Origin of the sequence: Zymomonas mobilis (assembly GCF_006715975.1) — a bacterium.
Classification (GTDB): domain Bacteria; phylum Pseudomonadota; class Alphaproteobacteria; order Sphingomonadales; family Sphingomonadaceae; genus Zymomonas; species Zymomonas mobilis_B.
Genome location: NZ_VFOF01000001.1, coordinates 36,500 through 52,017, shown reverse-complemented (window position 1 = coordinate 52,017; position 15,518 = coordinate 36,500). Strand labels below are relative to the sequence as shown.

Below are 15,518 nucleotides of genomic sequence, written 5' to 3'. Positions count from 1 at the left end.
GCATCAAAAACGCGCGGTGTGACGCCGATGATGGAACAGTATTACGAGTTAAAAGCGCAGGCAGAAGACTGCCTGCTTTTTTATCGTATGGGCGACTTTTTCGAGCTATTTTTTGATGATGCAAAAAAAGCATCAGCTATTCTTGATATAGCCCTTACCAGTCGCGGAACTCATATTGAAGAATCTATTCCGATGTGTGGCGTTCCTATTCATGCCGCCGAATCTTATTTAGCTCGTCTGATACGGGCAGGTTGTCGGGTCGCGATCGCTGAGCAGGTAGAAACACCTGCCGAAGCCAAAAAGCGCGGCGGTGCCAAAACCCTAGTCAAAAGAGCTATTATTCGAGTTGTTACAGCCGGCACGCTTACAGAAGAAGCTTTGTTAGATTCTCGCGCTGCGAACTGGCTAGTCGCGATTGCTCAAGCCGGTGATGATTTTGGCCTAGCTGCTGCTGATATCTCGACGGGGCGTTTCGAAACCATAGCCCTTTCGGAAGGCCGCCTCGATTCTGAATTAGCACGTTTATCTGCTGCCGAAATTATTGCACCTGAATCTCTGCTTCAGCAAAAAAACTATGAAAATCGCATTCCGCAATCTGTCGCACTAGGCAACGATCATTTTAATAGCCGTCATGGTGAGGCGAGACTGAAGGATATCTTCAAGGTTTCTACCCTTGATGGTTTTGGCGTTTTTTCTCGTGCAGAACTCGCTGCTGCTGATGGTTTGTTGGCATGGCTTGATCGCGCAGGGCAGGGCAAATTACCATTTTTACAGCAACCTGTCCGGCGTGCTTATGCGGATCATATGCTGATAGATGCAGCGACCCGTGCCAGTCTTGAATTAACCTTATCCACAGAAGGCCGCCGCGATGGTAGCTTGTCGGCTTCTGTTGATCATATGGTTACTGGTGCCGGCGCGCGTCTTCTTACCGCAGATATCAGTGCGCCTTTGATGGATATTGGTTTGATCCATCAACGGTTAGACTTGGTTGAATTTTTTTTCAACGATACGCTTTTTCGGGATGACGTCCGCGATGATTTAAAGGGATCTCCTGATCTTGCAAGAGTGCTCGGGCGGTTAGTCGCAAGTCGAGGAACACCCCGTGATTTAAGCTTGTTACGCGATGGCTTAAAGCAAGCCTTCAAACTTTACGAAAAACTGATTACCCTCGAAAGTCGTCCAGAATTATTAGATCAAATCCTTCCCAGCTTTCGCGGGCACGGCAATCTCGTTGATCTTTTAGAACGGGCGCTTATCGAGCAACCGTCAATTGATGCCTCACAAGGTGGCTTTATCGCCAAAGGGTATGACCACGCTTTAGATGAATTGCGAGAAATGGGTGGGGAAAGTCGCCGCGCTATCGCAGCATTGGAAGCGGCTTATCGTGAAAAAACGGGAATCAATGCCTTAAAAATTCGGCATAACAATGTTTTAGGCTATCATATCGAAGTGCCTTCGCGTCATGCCGATGCCTTGATGCAATCAGATTCAGGATTCACTCATCGCCAGACATTAGCGGGTGTTGTTCGTTTCAATGCAACAGAGCTGCACGAGCAAGCTATCAGAGCAACACAGGCCGGTGTTCAGGCGATCGCAACCGAAAGCAAGCATCTAGAATTTCTGATCCAATCTGCCTTGGAACAGCGTGATATCATCGCGGCTTGTGCGGATGCTTTGGCTCGCCTTGATGTCGCTGCCGGATTGGCAGATTGTGCTGTCCAGAAAAACTGGATAAGACCAGATGTTGACGATTCCTGTAGTTTTGATATCGTTCAAGGACGACATCCTGTCGTCGAAACAGCTTTGGCAAAAACCGGTGAACGCTTTGTTGCCAATGATACTAACTTAAATCCCGAAAATCGTTTGTGGTTGGTAACCGGTCCTAATATGGGCGGTAAATCAACCTTTCTACGACAAAATGCTTTATTAGCTGTCTTGGCACAGGCCGGAAGTTTTGTTCCCGCTGAAAAAGCCCGCATCGGTCTTGTTGATCGTTTATTTAGTCGTGTCGGCGCCTCTGATAATCTGGCACGTGGTCGATCGACCTTCATGGTTGAAATGGTCGAAACGGCCGCCATCTTATCACAAGCAACTAAACGCAGTTTTGTTATTCTTGATGAAGTTGGTCGTGGTACTTCGACTTATGATGGGCTCGCCATTGCTTGGGCGGTGGTCGAAGCTGTGCATGATATCAATATGTCTCGCTGTCTATTCGCGACTCACTATCATGAATTGACTCAATTGTCTGATCGGCTTCCTGCTTTATCCCTTCACCATGTTCGCGCCAAGGAATGGCAAGGCGATCTGGTCTTGCTTCATCAGATGGCTGAAGGTCCCGCAGATAGAAGCTATGGTATCGAAGTCGCTCGCTTAGCTGGACTGCCACCTGTTGTCTTGAAACGGGCAAGCGAAGTGTTGGCTCAACTAGAAAATTCCACCGATAAAACCGGCGATTTCTCCGCTAGTTTCGCTGATCTGCCTCTTTTCGGAATGCAGGCCTATCAACCGGCTTTGCCCGAAAAAGATCCTCTTTACGACGCTGTTTTAGAACTGGACGCTGATGCGCTTACCCCTCGCCAGGCGTTGGATGTTATCTATCGGCTGAAAGAACTGGCAGCGAAGGATAAGGTGATGTAAAAGAAAAATATATTCTCTGGCTTTTTCTTGATAATTTTTTGGAATAAGTGAGAGGAGTTTGAAGCTTAAAGCGTCATAATAATAACAGGAGAATCCGCTATACGTCCGCCGATGATGAGGCGCCCTCATGGCCAGGCAGCTATGCCGATGAGTGGCCCACGCTATAATGAGTTCATACAAAGTCCCCGTGTCCGTGTCATTGATGAAACTGGTGAAAATATTGGCGTCATGTACACGCGTCAGGCGATGGAGCAAGCGCAGGAAGTAGGCCTTGATTTGGTCGAAGTTTCTCCGAATGCTGATCCGCCTGTTGCCAAATTTCTGGATGTTGGCAAATACAAGTATGAAGCCCAGAAAAAGGCCAATCTTGCCAGAAAGACCCAGAAAACACAGGAAATTAAAGAAATCAAGCTGCGTCCAAATATCGACCAGCATGACTACGACACCAAGATGAAAAAGGTTATCCAATTTCTCGAAGAAGGTGACAAGGTCAAGGTTACTTTACGTTTCCGTGGTCGTGAAATGGCGCATGGTCAGCTTGGTATGCAGGTAATGCAGCGTGTTCAGGCTGATACTCAGGAAGTTGCAAAGGTAGAGCAACATCCTCGCATGGAAGGACGTCAGATGTTGATGGTTGTGGCTCCGAAGTAATACCATCCAGCGATGACGCGGCATAATGCCGCGTCACGCGCTACTCATCTACCGAATCTTATTTTTAAAAACGCCTATCCTGATTATGCTGATATGAAGGCATAATACGACACTATTCAGATAGTCGGTATTCCCCCTTTAATGGGCGAGATAACAGTTTTCCTAAAACTGAGTTAACAGATTCACCGTCAATCAAATCGCATATGGCTGAAACCAGTGGCATCTCTACTTTCAATGCTACTGCGACTCTCTGTAAAACGGGCGCCGTAAAGACTCCTTCTGTCGTGACCGCTTTTGTTTTCTGCTGTTCCTCGTAACTATACCCTTCACCCAATTTTTTCCCGAAGGTAAAATTGCGGGATAATTCAGATGAGCAGGTCAGCACTAAATCACCCAAACCAGATAGTCCCGTTAAGGTTTCTTCCTTGGCGCCTAAAGCAATACCAAAGCGATTCATTTCAGCAAAGCCGCGACTGATAACGGCAGCACGGGCATTATGTCCCAGTCGAGCACCCGCAACAACACCACAAGCAATTGCCAGCACATTTTTGACGGCACCACCAACATCGGCACCAATAACATCTGATGAAGCATAAGGACGGAATGTCGGAATCGCCAAACGGCGCATCAAGGCACTTCGTATTGAATGTTCCTTCGCTGCCAAAGTTACGGCTGTTGGCAAATGCTGCGCCACTTCACTCGCAAAAGTCGGACCTGATAAAACAGAGATTGGACGATTGGGAAAAATCTCGGCTGCCAATTGGGACATGAGTAATCCCGACTCCGCTTCGATTCCTTTGGCGCATAAAATCAATGGTCGGCTGTCATCAGGAAGCCGTTTTAAAACCGACCGCATTCTTTGGGCGGGGATAGCGACTAACAGAGCCGCCGCGGTGGCTAGATCATCAAGATTATCTGTCGCATGAATCGACGATGGCAGGACAATATCTGGTAAATAATCAGGATTGATATGCGCGCTGTTAATGGCGTCAATGACTTCTTTCTTGCGACCCCATAAAGTGACCGCACCGTTATAACTGGCGACTGCTGCCAAGGCCGTCCCCCAAGCACCAGCGCCCAACACGCCTATATGATGAAAATCATCTGTCGGATTTTTTTCTGTTATAACAGACATTTACGCTTTTACTCCGGCACCACGTGCTTTTTCAGCATGAGGATCTAACGGCCATCTAGCCCTTGCTGGACTATCAAGCGTATCAATCATTCCGAGGCGGAACCGTTCAATTCCAGCCCATGCAATCATAGCGCCATTATCCGTGCATAGCCAAGGTGCTGGAGTAACGAAGGGTAAATTATGCGCCTCTGCTAAAGCTGTAAGAGCAGGGCGAATAGCCTGATTAGCCGCCATTCCTCCAGCAATAACAAAAGCATTTATAGCAGTATTTTCGCTTTCGATTTTTCTGAGTGCTTTTTCGCTGCGATTGACCAAGCAATCAATAACCGCCTGCTGGAAAGATGCCGCAATATCTTCTCTTTTATAAAGCCCAGATTGATGCGCTCTCAAAACAGCGGTCTTTAAACCTGCAAATGAAAAATGTGGTTCCTTGCTTCTTACGAGTGGTCTCGGAAGAGGTACTGCCGTGGGATCACCCTTTAAAGCTTCCTGCTCAACCGCAGGTCCTCCTGGAAATCCCAAGCCTAAAATTTTGGCAGTTTTGTCAAAAGCCTCTCCTCCGGCATCGTCAATGGTGGTCGCTAAACGGCGGTATTCGCCAACATTTTTAACCAACAAAATTTGACAATGGCCGCCAGAGATAAGCAATAATAAATATGGGAAAGATAACGATTGATCAGCCAAGCGAGGCGTTAACGCATGGCCTTCAAGATGATTGATTGCAATTAATGGTTTATTGCAAGCAAGGGATAATGCCTTGCCAGTGACTAATCCAACCATAACGCCGCCAATCAGCCCGGGACCGGCTGTTGCCGCAATGGCATCCACATCTGACAGATTTTTTCCTGATTCGTCCAAAACCTTTCTGATTAACGGCTCTAAACGCTCAACATGCGCCCTTGCCGCAATTTCTGGAACAACGCCACCGTATGGGCGATGTAAAATTTCTTGTGTTGCCAAATGATGGGCAATAATATTACCATCATTATCAACCAATGCGACCGCTGTTTCGTCGCAACTCGACTCAAGACCTAAAACTAATGCCATAGGGGGCTTTTCTGCCACCATAAGGGACGGTAGAGCAACTATCATGCAACTTCCTTTTCGTCTCGGATCTCGTGGTTCTCCTTTAGCCCTTATTCAGGCACGTTCGGTAGCAGCCACTTTATGTGCTACCCATGGCTGGCCAGAGGATACCGTTGTGATTGTGCCTATCCGCACATCAGGTGATAAAAACCGTCATCAGGCCTTGGCCGATATCGGAGGCAAAGCGCTTTGGACAAAAGAGCTCGATATTGCCCTGACTGCGGGCGAAATTGATGCGGCGGTACATTCTATGAAGGACGTCGAAACCTTTCGTCCACCTCATATTTCTATTGCGGCAATGCTCCCAAGAGAAGACGTGCATGACCGCTTGATAGGCGCAATTTCTTTGGAGTCTCTTCCTATTTCAGGATGTGTAGGGACAGCTTCTCCTCGGCGTGCCGCTCAAATAAGGCGTGTCAGACCTGATATTGAAATACAGCTTTTGCGAGGGAATATTGATACTCGTCTTGAAAAATTGGCGAGTAAGCAATTCGATGCGACCCTTCTTGCCGCAGCCGGTCTTATCCGACTCGGTCGTAAAACGCTTGGGTCTGATGTGCCGCTAGACCATATGTTACCAGCCGCAGGGCAGGGGGCGATTGGTATAGAGGCATTGGCTAATTCTTTGGCTTGGAAAAAACTGTCCGCGATTGACCATCGTCCGACCCATCTGGCGGTTCAGTCTGAAAGACAACTGTTGATGCGCCTCAATGCGGATTGTCATTCTCCGATCGCCGCTTATGCCCAAATCACAGAAAACGGTATTCGTCTTCGCGCGTGCCTTTATACAGAAGATGGTCAATCTTCGACTTCTATTGATAAAAATATCAGCCAGCCTTCAGATGCTTTTGAAATCGGCAGTCTGCTATTGAATCAGGCCGCACCAGAATTACGTAACCTTTTTCAGATTGAAACTTCTTCTGTCCGTTGATTGGAGTCTTTTTTTCAAAAAGAGTTCTGTATGCCGAGTAGCGTGCTGCTAAACAATCATTGTCCAAGACGCTTATTAGTTTTGCGACCGGAACCGGGGGCAACAACTACAACCGAGCTGGCTCAAAAAGAAGGATGGCTCGTCGCAACAACACCTCTTGCAAAGGCTGTTTCCGTCCCTTGGGCGATAGAGAAAAATCTATTGTTTGATGCTGTTATGGTCACAAGTGCGCAGGCTATTTATCACGGCGGCACAGAACTGGATAAGATAAAAGACTATCCTCTCTACGCGGTGGGTAAAGCAACGGCTAAGGCGGCGGGTCTCGCCGGATTCCAGTCTATTATAACCGCTGAAGGAAATGGCGAATCCGTGCTTCAGTATCTTAAACGTGATAAACGCATGCGGATATTAAGACTTTGTGGTGAAATATATAAAGATTACACCGCTGAAAAAAATTCTAGAGAAGAAAATCGACAATTTTTGATAAAAATTCTTTATAGAATGCAAAATATTGCCTGTTTACCCACAGAAGCCTGTCAGGCATTAGTAGAAAATGCCATAGTCTTGTTACACTCCTCTCGTTTTGCACAGCAATTTCGTCTTTTGCTCGCAAAAACGGATATCAATCCAGATGAAGTTCAGATTGCTGTTATTAGCCCAACAGTAGCAGAGCAGGTTGGAAAAGATTGGCGAGCAGTGGCAATAGCTGAACATCCTGATGACATGTATTTGTTGAAGGCTGCAGCTAGCTTGAAATAAAGTTCAGATAGCATGATCGATTAAGTAAAGGCGGATTCTTAATGGAATCAGAGGCAAATATTCAGGGACAGACGCATGACAGATAACAACGGTATTCATAATTATGCCGGAAATAAAGAACCGAACGCTTCGAATGATCCTTTAATGAATGCCTCCCAGTCTTCTAAAAAACGGCCATGGCAGTCAAAACTGTTTTTCTCCTGTGCAGCCTTTCTTGGTGGAGTCGGGGTTACTGTCTATTTACTGTCCCACTGGCAGCCTGCCCAAATGCTGATTGCACCCGCGCCTGCTTCAAATAACCAACAAGCCTCTGAAAAAGTAGCGCAACTACCACCACAGCTTCCCCTGTCCGGAAATAACCAAAATCAAAATGGTAGCTTGCCCCTTCCTCAAACTGAAGCTCCAGCGCCTAATCTGACAGCTTCTATTGATGCCTTGAATGGTCGAGTTGATCGCCTCGAGAACCGGATCGATGATGTCAGTAAAGATGCCAAAGCGGCCATTGGTGACGCTGGGCGGGCTGAAAGTTTGCTGGTCGCTTTTGCCGCTAGACGGGCGCTTAACCGTGGACAACCATTGGGCTATCTTGAAGGTCTGCTCCAATCCCGATTTGGGAATAGTCAGCAGCAGGCTGTTTCGGTTATTTTAAATGCCTCACGCCAACCGGTTACGCTAGAACAATTGGTCGCTGGTCTCGCTACATTGAAAACGGATTTGCTTAAGCCTGATAAACAGCAAGGTTGGTTGAGCTATTTCCGTCAATTCTTTTCTAATCTGTTTGTCATTCACCGTCGGGGTGAAATCTCGACAATGCCTTCTGAACAGCTAGAAGAAGCTATCCGCTTTTTGAATAATGGTAATGTTGATGGTGCCATTGCTGATATTACAAAATTGCCGGGGGCTCGCTATGCCCAAAATTGGTTAGTCGCTGCAAAGCGGTATGCGTTAGCAAGAAATGCACTGGATATTCTCGAAACTTCGGCTCTTCTCTCGCCCGATCACCCTGGTGTCGATAGTCCTGCTCCTGATAAAAATGTTGATTCGCTTGGCGAGGGTGAAAAACACCCTGCAAGGACATCCGATAATCATCAGGGATAAATATAGTTGGTTTAGCGCCAATCTTGGGGCGTATTTCAAGCAAATTGTCGCTTGGGGCTTGTAACTCAGGCGAAATTCGTTATACGCGCTTTGATGCGCGACGATTCTGGCTGCATAAATCAGCGAATTATACTTATTCCTTTGCTGGTTTATGACATAAGCCTCATATCGTCGCTAAATTTTTTATCGCTTCATTTTAAATAATTTTAAGGTTCCGACATGGCTGTTCCTAAGAGAAAAACTACCCCTTCACGGCGGAATATGCGTCGTAGTCACCATGCTTTGACGGTAGAAGCTTATCAGGAATGCCCAAACTGCGGCGAATTAAAGCGTCCGCATCATATGTGCCCAGCTTGTGGTCACTATAATGGGCGCGAGATCATCGCTGTAGAAGCCTGATCCGTCTAATTAATGATGAGTAAGGATCAAGCTCTGATCGCTGTCGATGCCATGGGCGGGGACGGTGGTCCGAGAGTTGTCATTGCAGCTTTGGCACTTGCGCTATCGACTGATCCGGATTTGCGTTTCCGCGTATATGGTGACGAAGCGCTTGTGCGTGCGCAGATGGATTTGTTTCCTGAGCTTGCACCGGCCTGTACAATATGTCCTGCACCGGATGTAATCTCCGGTGAGGAAAAGCCGTCTCTTGCCCTGCGCCGCGCCCGTAATAGTTCTATGGGTATGGCTATTTCTGCTGTGAAATCGGGCGAAGCAGATGCTGCCCTTTCCGCAGGAAATACGGGTGCGCTAATGGCTATTGCAAAATTCTACTTGCGGATGATGCAGGGCATTGAACGACCGGCTTTGACAAGTATTTTGCCAACATTGGGCAAAAACGGAGTCGTGATGCTGGATCTCGGTGCTAACACCGAATGTGGCATGCGTAATTTGGTGCAATTTGCGGTAATGGGGGCTGTCTATGCACAGTCAGCTATGGGCATCCCGCGTCCGCGCTTATCCTTACTCAATATCGGTACCGAAGAAATGAAAGGTACCGAAGATTTAAGGGCTGCCGCTGCCCTCTTACGTCAGACAGAGCAAACCGCTTTCCAATATACCGGCTTTATTGAATCGGACAGGATTGGGCAGGGCGATGCTGACGTTATTGTAACCGATGGTTTTTCTGGCAATATTGCCTTGAAAACGATCGAGGGTACGGCGCGCTTTATCACCAATCTTCTTCGGCGTGCTTTCTCAAGTTCGTTACGCTCCAAACTGGGCTTTTTGCTTGCAAAACCAGCTTTTCGGTTATTCAGGGTTTATCTTGATCCTAATAACCATAACGGGGCAATTTTTCTTGGCCTCAATGGTATTGTTGTTAAAAGTCACGGGAATGCTAACGTATCCGGCGTAGCGCAAGCTGTTCATTTAACAGCCAAACTTGTCCGTTCCAATCTGGTCAATTGTATCGCCGCTGATCTGGATATGTTTTTTTCTAAGGCGAGCAATAAGGAATTGCAGGCATGACTATGCGGCGGTCAGCAATCATCGGAACTGGCTCGGTTTTGCCAAAAAAACGTCTTTCAAATGACGAATTAGCGCAGACCTACCATATTGATACCTCGGATGCTTGGATTGTTGAGCGGACAGGTATTCATTACCGCCATATCGCGGGCGCTGATGAAACAACCGGAACGCTGGCAACAGAAGCCGCTCGTCGTGCGCTTGAGAATGCAGGGGTCTCACCTGACGAAGTCGGGCTGATTATCGTTGCAACAACGACACCCGATTATACCTTACCCGCAACAGCCATGAGTGTTCAGGCTGCTTTGGGCGTTGGTGACTGTGTTGCCTTCGATGTTCAGGCGGTTTGCTCTGGTTTTCTTTATGCTCTGTCAGTTGCAGATAGCATGCTTCAAACCAATAGCGCTAAAGTTGCTCTCGTCATCGGTGCTGAGACTTTTACCCGTCTTTTGAACTGGGAAGATCGCACCACCTGCGTTTTATTTGGTGATGGGGCTGGTGCCGTTGTCTTGCGCCAGACAGACGATACCGAAAAAGGTATCCAGACAGTCAAATTACATGCTGATGGCCGTTACAAAGATTTATTGTGCAGCGATGGCGGTGTCTCGACAACTGGAACAGTTGGAAAATTATTGATGAAGGGACGTGAGGTCTTTCGTCACGCTGTTACCAATTTGGTTTCTGTCACAGAAGAAGCTCTCGAAGCCTCTGGTTTTTCCGCTTCACAGGTTGACTGGGTCGTTCCTCATCAGGCGAATGCCCGTATTTTGACGGCTACTGCTCAAAAATTAGGCATTCCTTCTGAACAAGTGGTCGTCACCGTAGATTATCACGCTAATACGGCTGCGGCTTCTGTTCCTTTGGCTTTGGATGCAGCCGTGCAGGATGGTCGTATCAAATCCGGTGACCTTGTTGTCTTGGAAGCTATGGGCGGTGGTTTTACATGGGGTGCGGCTGTTATCCGCTTCTAATAATTACCCCTGTTTTATTTTGAATCTGTTTGGTCGGCTATACCCTGAAAAGGGGATAGCCTGTTTTTTTATCAACTGTTTGCCCAAACAACTCCCAGTCTATTACCGCGATAAATGTCAAAAACATTTATCCTATTGGAATACCTTTTACTTTTTCAAAAAGGCTGCCGATATGAATATTCGGCATTCTGCTTTGAAGCGATGATTATATATTTTTGAAATTGTCTGCCGTGCTTGGATACAGGCTTCTTTGTAAAAGCAGATAAGGAAGAAAGCTAACGGGCTTTTTACTCGGCATTATAAAATGCAACACGGCATCGTTAAAGAACAACACTGTCAGATACCAATTTTGGGAAGAAAAATTATTTTAGATTAACTGGTCGGGGCGACTGGATTCGAACCAGCGACCCCCACACCCCCAGTGTGATGCGCTACCAGGCTGCGCTACGCCCCGACCGAGGTGGCAAAATCTAGGGGAATTATTCTATATGCGCAAGTAAAGATTACATGTTTTTATAAATTTTTTCGCAGTATACTAAAATAATCCGGTCACATCCGAATGATATCCGATGATAAAAGAGAATGATCGGTTGCGGCTATCGCTTTTATCGTGATAATTATAAACTAATCGTCTGAGGTTTATCAAACACTATAAACTCAGGCTTTTCTTTCCCTTTTCAGGATATAGTTCTCCGATGTTTTCAACTCCTGCCTTTGCTCAGACAGCTGGTAATAACGCTGGCCTGAGTGGTATTCTCAGCCAGCTGCCTGCTATGCTGCCTTTTCTTATTGTTTTCGTCATTATTTACCTGATGCTGATCCGTCCGCAGCAAAAGCGCTTTAAAGAACAGCGTCGCTCTATTGAGGCTGTCCAGAAAGGCGATACCGTCATCACCGCAGGCGGCGTGATTGGTAAAGTCTTAAAAGTAAGCGACCGTGAAGTCGAAATCGAAATTTCAAAGGGTATTAAAATATCCGTTGTCAAAGCGACTTTACAAAGTGTTCAGCCTTTAACGGCTGCTAATTCCAATACGGTTGAATAATCTGCTATGCTTGACTTCCCGCGTTGGAAAATCTGGTCGATTATTTTGGTGCTGATGCTGGGGGTCTTTTTGGCGATCCCTAGCTTGTTACCTTCGGGCCTCGACCAGAAACTTGGTTTAGGGGCATTGCCCCGCATTAATTTCGGCCTCGATCTTTCGGGGGGAAGCCATATTCTACTTGAAGCCGATACCGCAGATGTTGCCCATCAACGTATCGTTACCATGGAAGAAATGGTTCGCTCCCAAATCAGTCGGACACAACCTGCAATTACTATTGGCGATATGTCCGCCGATAATGACCAGCTGAGCTTTATGGTGCGCGACAACCATCAACTTGATGGTGCTGTTGAAGCGGTCAGAACCTTAACAAATGGTATCGGTGCGACAGGTCAGCGCGATTGGGATGTTCGGGTTATCGATGGCAATCGCATCGTCATGCATCCGACAAAGGAAGGCATCCAGTCTTTTGTCAATCAGGCGATGGAAGGAGCAACTGAAGTCGTCCGTAAACGGATTGATTCTCTTGGTACGCGTGAACCTATCATTATCAGACAGGGTAATGATCGTATCGTGGTTCAGGTGCCGGGATTACAAAACCCAGCAGCCCTAAAAGCCTTGATTGGTAAGACAGCGAAACTTGAATTTAAATTGGTCGATGACAGTGTCAAAGCGGCCGATCTTGCTCAAGGAAAAGTGCCGATCGGAACCCAAGTCATGATTGCCCAATCTGGACAGCCAGTCGCTGTGCAACGACGGGCAATTGTTACGGGTGTTGATTTGGTTCACGCTGACCAGACGATGGATCAGAATAACCTACCGGCTGTTTCTATCAGTTTTAATGCCGATGGTGGTCGCCGTTTTGCAGAGGTTACCCAGAAAAATTCAGGTAAACGCTTTGCCATTATTCTTGATAATGTCATCCTTTCTGCTCCGTCGATCAATGAACCCATTTTAGGTGGTTCTGCCATTATTACAGGTAGCTTCACGGTTGATTCTGCTAATCAAATGGCAATTGCTTTACGGTCGGGTAGCTTGCCCGTTGCCTTGAAAGTGGTGGAAGAAAGAACTGTCGGTCCAGGTCTTGGTGCTGATTCAATCAGGGCAGGTACTCTGGCTTGCAGCATTGCTATTGTTGCGATCGTTATTTTTATGGTCAGTGTTTATGGCCGCTTTGGAATCTATGCTTCCAGCGCGGTTATTCTCAATCTATTCCTGATCCTAGCGGTTATGGCAATTTTGGGTGCAACCTTAACCCTTCCGGGTATTGCTGGTCTTGTTCTGACTATCGGGGCTGCGGTCGATGCCAATGTGCTTATTAACGAACGTATTCGTGAAGAAATAAGCAAAGGACGGACGCCTCTTCATTCTGTGGATATGGGCTACAAAGAAGCCAGTCGGACTATCTTCGATGCGAATGTCACCCATGCTATTTCTGCATTGATCATGATCTGTTTTGGTTCAGGCCCCGTCAAAGGCTTTGCTGTGGTTCTTTTAATCGGGATCATCACTTCGGTTTTTACCGCTGTTACCTTTACCCGTATGTTGGTGGCTCTCTATCTGAGACGTCGTCCAGCCAAACTGACGATCTAGGAAGGGACATATAACCATGGCTTTGCTTCGTATTGTCCCGGATAACACGAATATCCGTTTTGTCCGCTTACGAGGGGTAGCATTTCTGCTTACCTTCATTCTTACATTAGCTTCTGTCGTCCTTTTGGGGGTAAAAGGCCTCAATCTCGGTGTCGATTTTGTCGGCGGTCTGATGATTGAAGCCCATTTTGAAAAACCGGTTGAGCTCGATACCCTAAGACGGGACATCAACCATCTGAATATCGGTGAGGCTAGCCTCCAGCAAATAGGCACTAACAATAATGTTTCGATCCGGCTGCCTTTGCCACCGGGTGATGAAACCGCCTCTCAAAAAGTGGTCAAAATTGTTCAGGGTTCTTTGACGCAAAAATTCCCGAATGTGCATTTTGAACGGGTCGATACCGTCTCTGGTAAGGTCTCAGGCGAATTACTGCGCAGCGGTATTATTGCGGTCTTGCTCGCCATTGCGGGTATCGTCATTTTTACATGGGTGCGCTTTGAATGGCAATTTGCTGTTTCCACCTTTATATCTGTCGCTCATGACGTTTTGGTTATTCTGGGCTTTTTTGCTTTAACCCGAATGGAATTCGACCTTAATATTGTGGCCGCTATTCTAACGATTGCCGGTTACTCGATTAACGATAAAATCGTTATTGATGACCGTATTCGTGAAAATCTAAGAAAATTCCGGAAGATGGATATCGGTTCATTGATTGATCTCTCGGTCAATGAAACCTTGCCTCGTACCGTTATGACCAGTCTATCTATGATTCTGGTTCTGGGTATCTTGCTTGTCTTCGGTGGAGATGCGGTTCGCAGCTTTACTGCAGCCATGCTTCTCGGGGTTATTGTCGGGACATATTCATCGATTTATGTCTCATCTTCTTTGCTTATTTTTCTCAATCTTCGGCCAAAACCCTGATAAATTCAGAATGTCTTCTGACAAAAAAGGCTCCGAAAATTCTTCGGAGCCTTTTTTATTACTTTGATCAGGTTGCCTCTTTGTCTTTTAGAAAACAAACAAAGAGAATTTTCCCCTGCCCTAATTCAGGCTAATATTCAATGCAGATTCAATCATCGCTTTAATATCATTTTCAGGCCGTGCGCCGTAATGAGAAATAACTTCTGCCGCAGCGATAGCGCCCATCTCAAGACTTGCCGCAATAGAGAGATTTCTTGCCTGACCGGCAAGGAAGCCAGCCGCAAAAAGATCACCAGCGCCAGTGGTATCTACTACCTTGTCAATTTTCTTTGCAGAGACTTCCGTGCGCGTCATATCCTGAACCGCAATTGCGCCTTCTGGGCCTCTGGTCACAACTAACAAAGGAAGTTTGGTGGCGACTTCGTGAATACCCTGATCAAGATCATCATGCTCAACTAGTGATTTCAACTCACCTTCATTAGCGAACAGAATATCAATCAAGCCTTCATTGATCAGCTTTTTGAAATCTTCGCGATGGCGCTCAATGCAGAAGATATCAGACAGCGTTAATGCGACCTTACGGCCTGCTTTTCTGGCGATCTGGATGGCTTCTTTCATCGCCGAACGCGGCACTTCCGGATCCCAAAGGTAACCTTCAAGATAGAGAATTTCTGCATTCTCGATAATTTCCGGTTTGATCGCTGTTTGATGCAATGTCTGGGCAACACCTAAGAAGGTATTCATGCTGCGTTCGCCATCCGGCGATACCAGAATAAGGCAACGACCTGTCGGAATTGTCGTACCGTGGACGGGAACATCAAAATGGATATTCTGGGCACGGATATCCTGTTGGAAAACCTGTCCGAGCTGGTCATCGGCCACCTGTCCGATAAAAGCACAGCGCCCACCCAAAGAAGCTACACCTACGAGGGTATTTGCCGCTGAACCGCCGCTGATTTCATGGCTGGCGTTCATTTCCTGATAAAGCTGTTCAGCAGAATCAGCATCAATCAGCTGCATAGAGCCTTTGGTAATGTTTTTTTCATCTAAAAAACTATCATCGGTTGCGGCTAGCACATCGACGATGGCGTTTCCGATAGCAACAATATCATAGCGGGTATGAGGCATAGCGGCCTTTCCTGAATAAACATGCCTGAAACAGAGCGAGAATTTAAAAGTTCAGATGCCATAACGGCTTTATAAAAGCGAGAAAACACGAGAAAACTTCTTC

14 protein-coding genes and 1 tRNA gene are annotated in these 15,518 nt (G+C 46.8%); 11 read left to right on the top strand and 4 right to left on the bottom strand.

Annotation, left to right across the window (positions count from 1 at the left end):
• Positions 1-27: 27 nt before the first annotated feature.
• On the top strand, positions 28-2,637 hold the full coding sequence (gene mutS, locus FBY58_RS00255; RefSeq protein WP_141920568.1) for a DNA mismatch repair protein MutS: 2,610 nt from the start codon (positions 28-30) through the stop codon (positions 2,635-2,637).
• Between the two features lie 141 nt (positions 2,638-2,778).
• A complete protein-coding gene (gene infC, locus FBY58_RS00250) occupies positions 2,779-3,288 on the top strand; it encodes a translation initiation factor IF-3 (RefSeq protein WP_221624815.1) in 510 nt (169 codons plus the stop codon).
• Positions 3,289-3,400: 112 nt separating this feature from the next.
• Here infC and FBY58_RS00245 read toward each other — a convergent pair whose 3' ends face one another.
• Both FBY58_RS00245 and tsaD read right to left on the bottom strand, forming a co-directional pair.
• Positions 3,401-4,423: an NAD(P)H-dependent glycerol-3-phosphate dehydrogenase gene (locus tag FBY58_RS00245; protein ID WP_141918801.1), complete on the bottom strand. Its 1,023-nt coding sequence runs from the start codon at positions 4,421-4,423 to the stop codon at positions 3,401-3,403.
• Positions 4,424-5,515, bottom strand: coding sequence for a tRNA (adenosine(37)-N6)-threonylcarbamoyltransferase complex transferase subunit TsaD (gene tsaD / locus FBY58_RS00240; protein ID WP_185738156.1), 1,092 nt, complete (start codon positions 5,513-5,515; stop codon positions 4,424-4,426).
• On the opposite strand from tsaD, the gene hemC reads away from it, so the two are divergent.
• The 6 genes from hemC to FBY58_RS00210 all read left to right on the top strand — a co-directional run bounded on the left by hemC (position 5,514) and on the right by FBY58_RS00210 (position 10,732).
• Positions 5,514-6,440 (top strand): hydroxymethylbilane synthase, encoded by a 927-nt coding sequence (gene hemC, locus FBY58_RS00235; RefSeq protein WP_141918800.1) that lies wholly within the window; start codon positions 5,514-5,516, stop codon positions 6,438-6,440. The genes tsaD and hemC overlap by 2 nt on opposite strands.
• A gap of 30 nt (positions 6,441-6,470) precedes the next feature.
• Positions 6,471-7,199, top strand: a complete 729-nt coding sequence (locus FBY58_RS00230) for a uroporphyrinogen-III synthase (RefSeq protein ID WP_141918798.1) — start codon at positions 6,471-6,473, stop codon at positions 7,197-7,199.
• Between the two features lie 75 nt (positions 7,200-7,274).
• Positions 7,275-8,297, top strand: a complete 1,023-nt coding sequence (locus FBY58_RS00225) for a hypothetical protein (protein ID WP_141918796.1) — start codon at positions 7,275-7,277, stop codon at positions 8,295-8,297.
• Positions 8,298-8,516: 219 nt separating this feature from the next.
• On the top strand, positions 8,517-8,696 hold the full coding sequence (gene rpmF / locus FBY58_RS00220) for a 50S ribosomal protein L32 (protein ID WP_011241625.1): 180 nt from the start codon (positions 8,517-8,519) through the stop codon (positions 8,694-8,696).
• Positions 8,697-8,708: 12 nt separating this feature from the next.
• Complete coding sequence (plsX, locus tag FBY58_RS00215; protein ID WP_141918794.1) at positions 8,709-9,764, top strand: phosphate acyltransferase PlsX; 1,056 nt, start codon at positions 8,709-8,711, stop codon at positions 9,762-9,764.
• Positions 9,761-10,732, top strand: coding sequence for a beta-ketoacyl-ACP synthase III (locus FBY58_RS00210; protein WP_141918792.1), 972 nt, complete (start codon positions 9,761-9,763; stop codon positions 10,730-10,732). The genes plsX and FBY58_RS00210 overlap by 4 nt, the downstream gene beginning before the upstream one ends.
• A 377-nt stretch (positions 10,733-11,109) precedes the next feature.
• On the opposite strand, the gene FBY58_RS00205 is transcribed toward FBY58_RS00210, so the two are convergent.
• Positions 11,110-11,186: transfer RNA gene (locus tag FBY58_RS00205), tRNA-Pro, on the bottom strand.
• A gap of 241 nt (positions 11,187-11,427) precedes the next feature.
• On the opposite strand from FBY58_RS00205, the gene yajC reads away from it, so the two are divergent.
• Genes yajC through secF form a run of 3 tightly spaced genes read left to right on the top strand, consistent with a single transcriptional unit; the run spans position 11,428 to position 14,287 of the window.
• The gene (gene yajC, locus FBY58_RS00200) at positions 11,428-11,775 is read left to right on the top strand and encodes a preprotein translocase subunit YajC (protein ID WP_141918790.1); all 348 of its coding nucleotides are present in this window, start codon (positions 11,428-11,430) and stop codon (positions 11,773-11,775) included.
• Positions 11,776-11,781: 6 nt separating this feature from the next.
• Positions 11,782-13,365: a protein translocase subunit SecD gene (gene secD, locus FBY58_RS00195; protein WP_141918788.1), complete on the top strand. Its 1,584-nt coding sequence runs from the start codon at positions 11,782-11,784 to the stop codon at positions 13,363-13,365.
• A gap of 16 nt (positions 13,366-13,381) precedes the next feature.
• Positions 13,382-14,287 carry a protein translocase subunit SecF gene (secF, locus tag FBY58_RS00190; RefSeq protein ID WP_141918787.1) on the top strand — a complete coding sequence of 302 codons (906 nt, stop codon included), beginning with the start codon at positions 13,382-13,384 and terminating at the stop codon, positions 14,285-14,287.
• A 120-nt stretch (positions 14,288-14,407) separates the two neighbouring features.
• Here the strand turns inward: secF and FBY58_RS00185 are convergent, their stop codons facing one another.
• The gene (locus FBY58_RS00185; protein ID WP_141918785.1) at positions 14,408-15,415 is read right to left on the bottom strand and encodes an adenosine kinase; all 1,008 of its coding nucleotides are present in this window, start codon (positions 15,413-15,415) and stop codon (positions 14,408-14,410) included.
• Between the last annotated feature and the right edge of the window lie 103 nt (positions 15,416-15,518).

Excerpts from the sequence above, each read along its gene's own strand:
- FBY58_RS00185 (WP_141918785.1), bottom strand. The coding sequence starts at position 15,415 with ATGCCTCATACCCGCTATGATATTGTTGCTATCGGAAACGCCATCGTC.
- FBY58_RS00230 (WP_141918798.1), top strand. The coding sequence starts at position 6,471 with ATGCCGAGTAGCGTGCTGCTAAACAATCATTGTCCAAGACGCTTATTA.
- plsX (WP_141918794.1), top strand. The coding sequence starts at position 8,709 with ATGATGAGTAAGGATCAAGCTCTGATCGCTGTCGATGCCATGGGCGGG.
- FBY58_RS00225 (WP_141918796.1), top strand. The coding sequence starts at position 7,275 with ATGACAGATAACAACGGTATTCATAATTATGCCGGAAATAAAGAACCG.
- FBY58_RS00245 (WP_141918801.1), bottom strand. The coding sequence starts at position 4,423 with ATGTCTGTTATAACAGAAAAAAATCCGACAGATGATTTTCATCATATA.
- secF (WP_141918787.1), top strand. The coding sequence starts at position 13,382 with ATGGCTTTGCTTCGTATTGTCCCGGATAACACGAATATCCGTTTTGTC.
- secD (WP_141918788.1), top strand. The coding sequence starts at position 11,782 with ATGCTTGACTTCCCGCGTTGGAAAATCTGGTCGATTATTTTGGTGCTG.
- tsaD (WP_185738156.1), bottom strand. The coding sequence starts at position 5,515 with ATGATAGTTGCTCTACCGTCCCTTATGGTGGCAGAAAAGCCCCCTATG.
- yajC (WP_141918790.1), top strand. The coding sequence starts at position 11,428 with ATGTTTTCAACTCCTGCCTTTGCTCAGACAGCTGGTAATAACGCTGGC.
- rpmF (WP_011241625.1), top strand. The coding sequence starts at position 8,517 with ATGGCTGTTCCTAAGAGAAAAACTACCCCTTCACGGCGGAATATGCGT.
- infC (WP_221624815.1), top strand. The coding sequence starts at position 2,779 with ATGCCGATGAGTGGCCCACGCTATAATGAGTTCATACAAAGTCCCCGT.
- hemC (WP_141918800.1), top strand. The coding sequence starts at position 5,514 with ATGCAACTTCCTTTTCGTCTCGGATCTCGTGGTTCTCCTTTAGCCCTT.
- FBY58_RS00210 (WP_141918792.1), top strand. The coding sequence starts at position 9,761 with ATGACTATGCGGCGGTCAGCAATCATCGGAACTGGCTCGGTTTTGCCA.
- mutS (WP_141920568.1), top strand. The coding sequence starts at position 28 with ATGATGGAACAGTATTACGAGTTAAAAGCGCAGGCAGAAGACTGCCTG.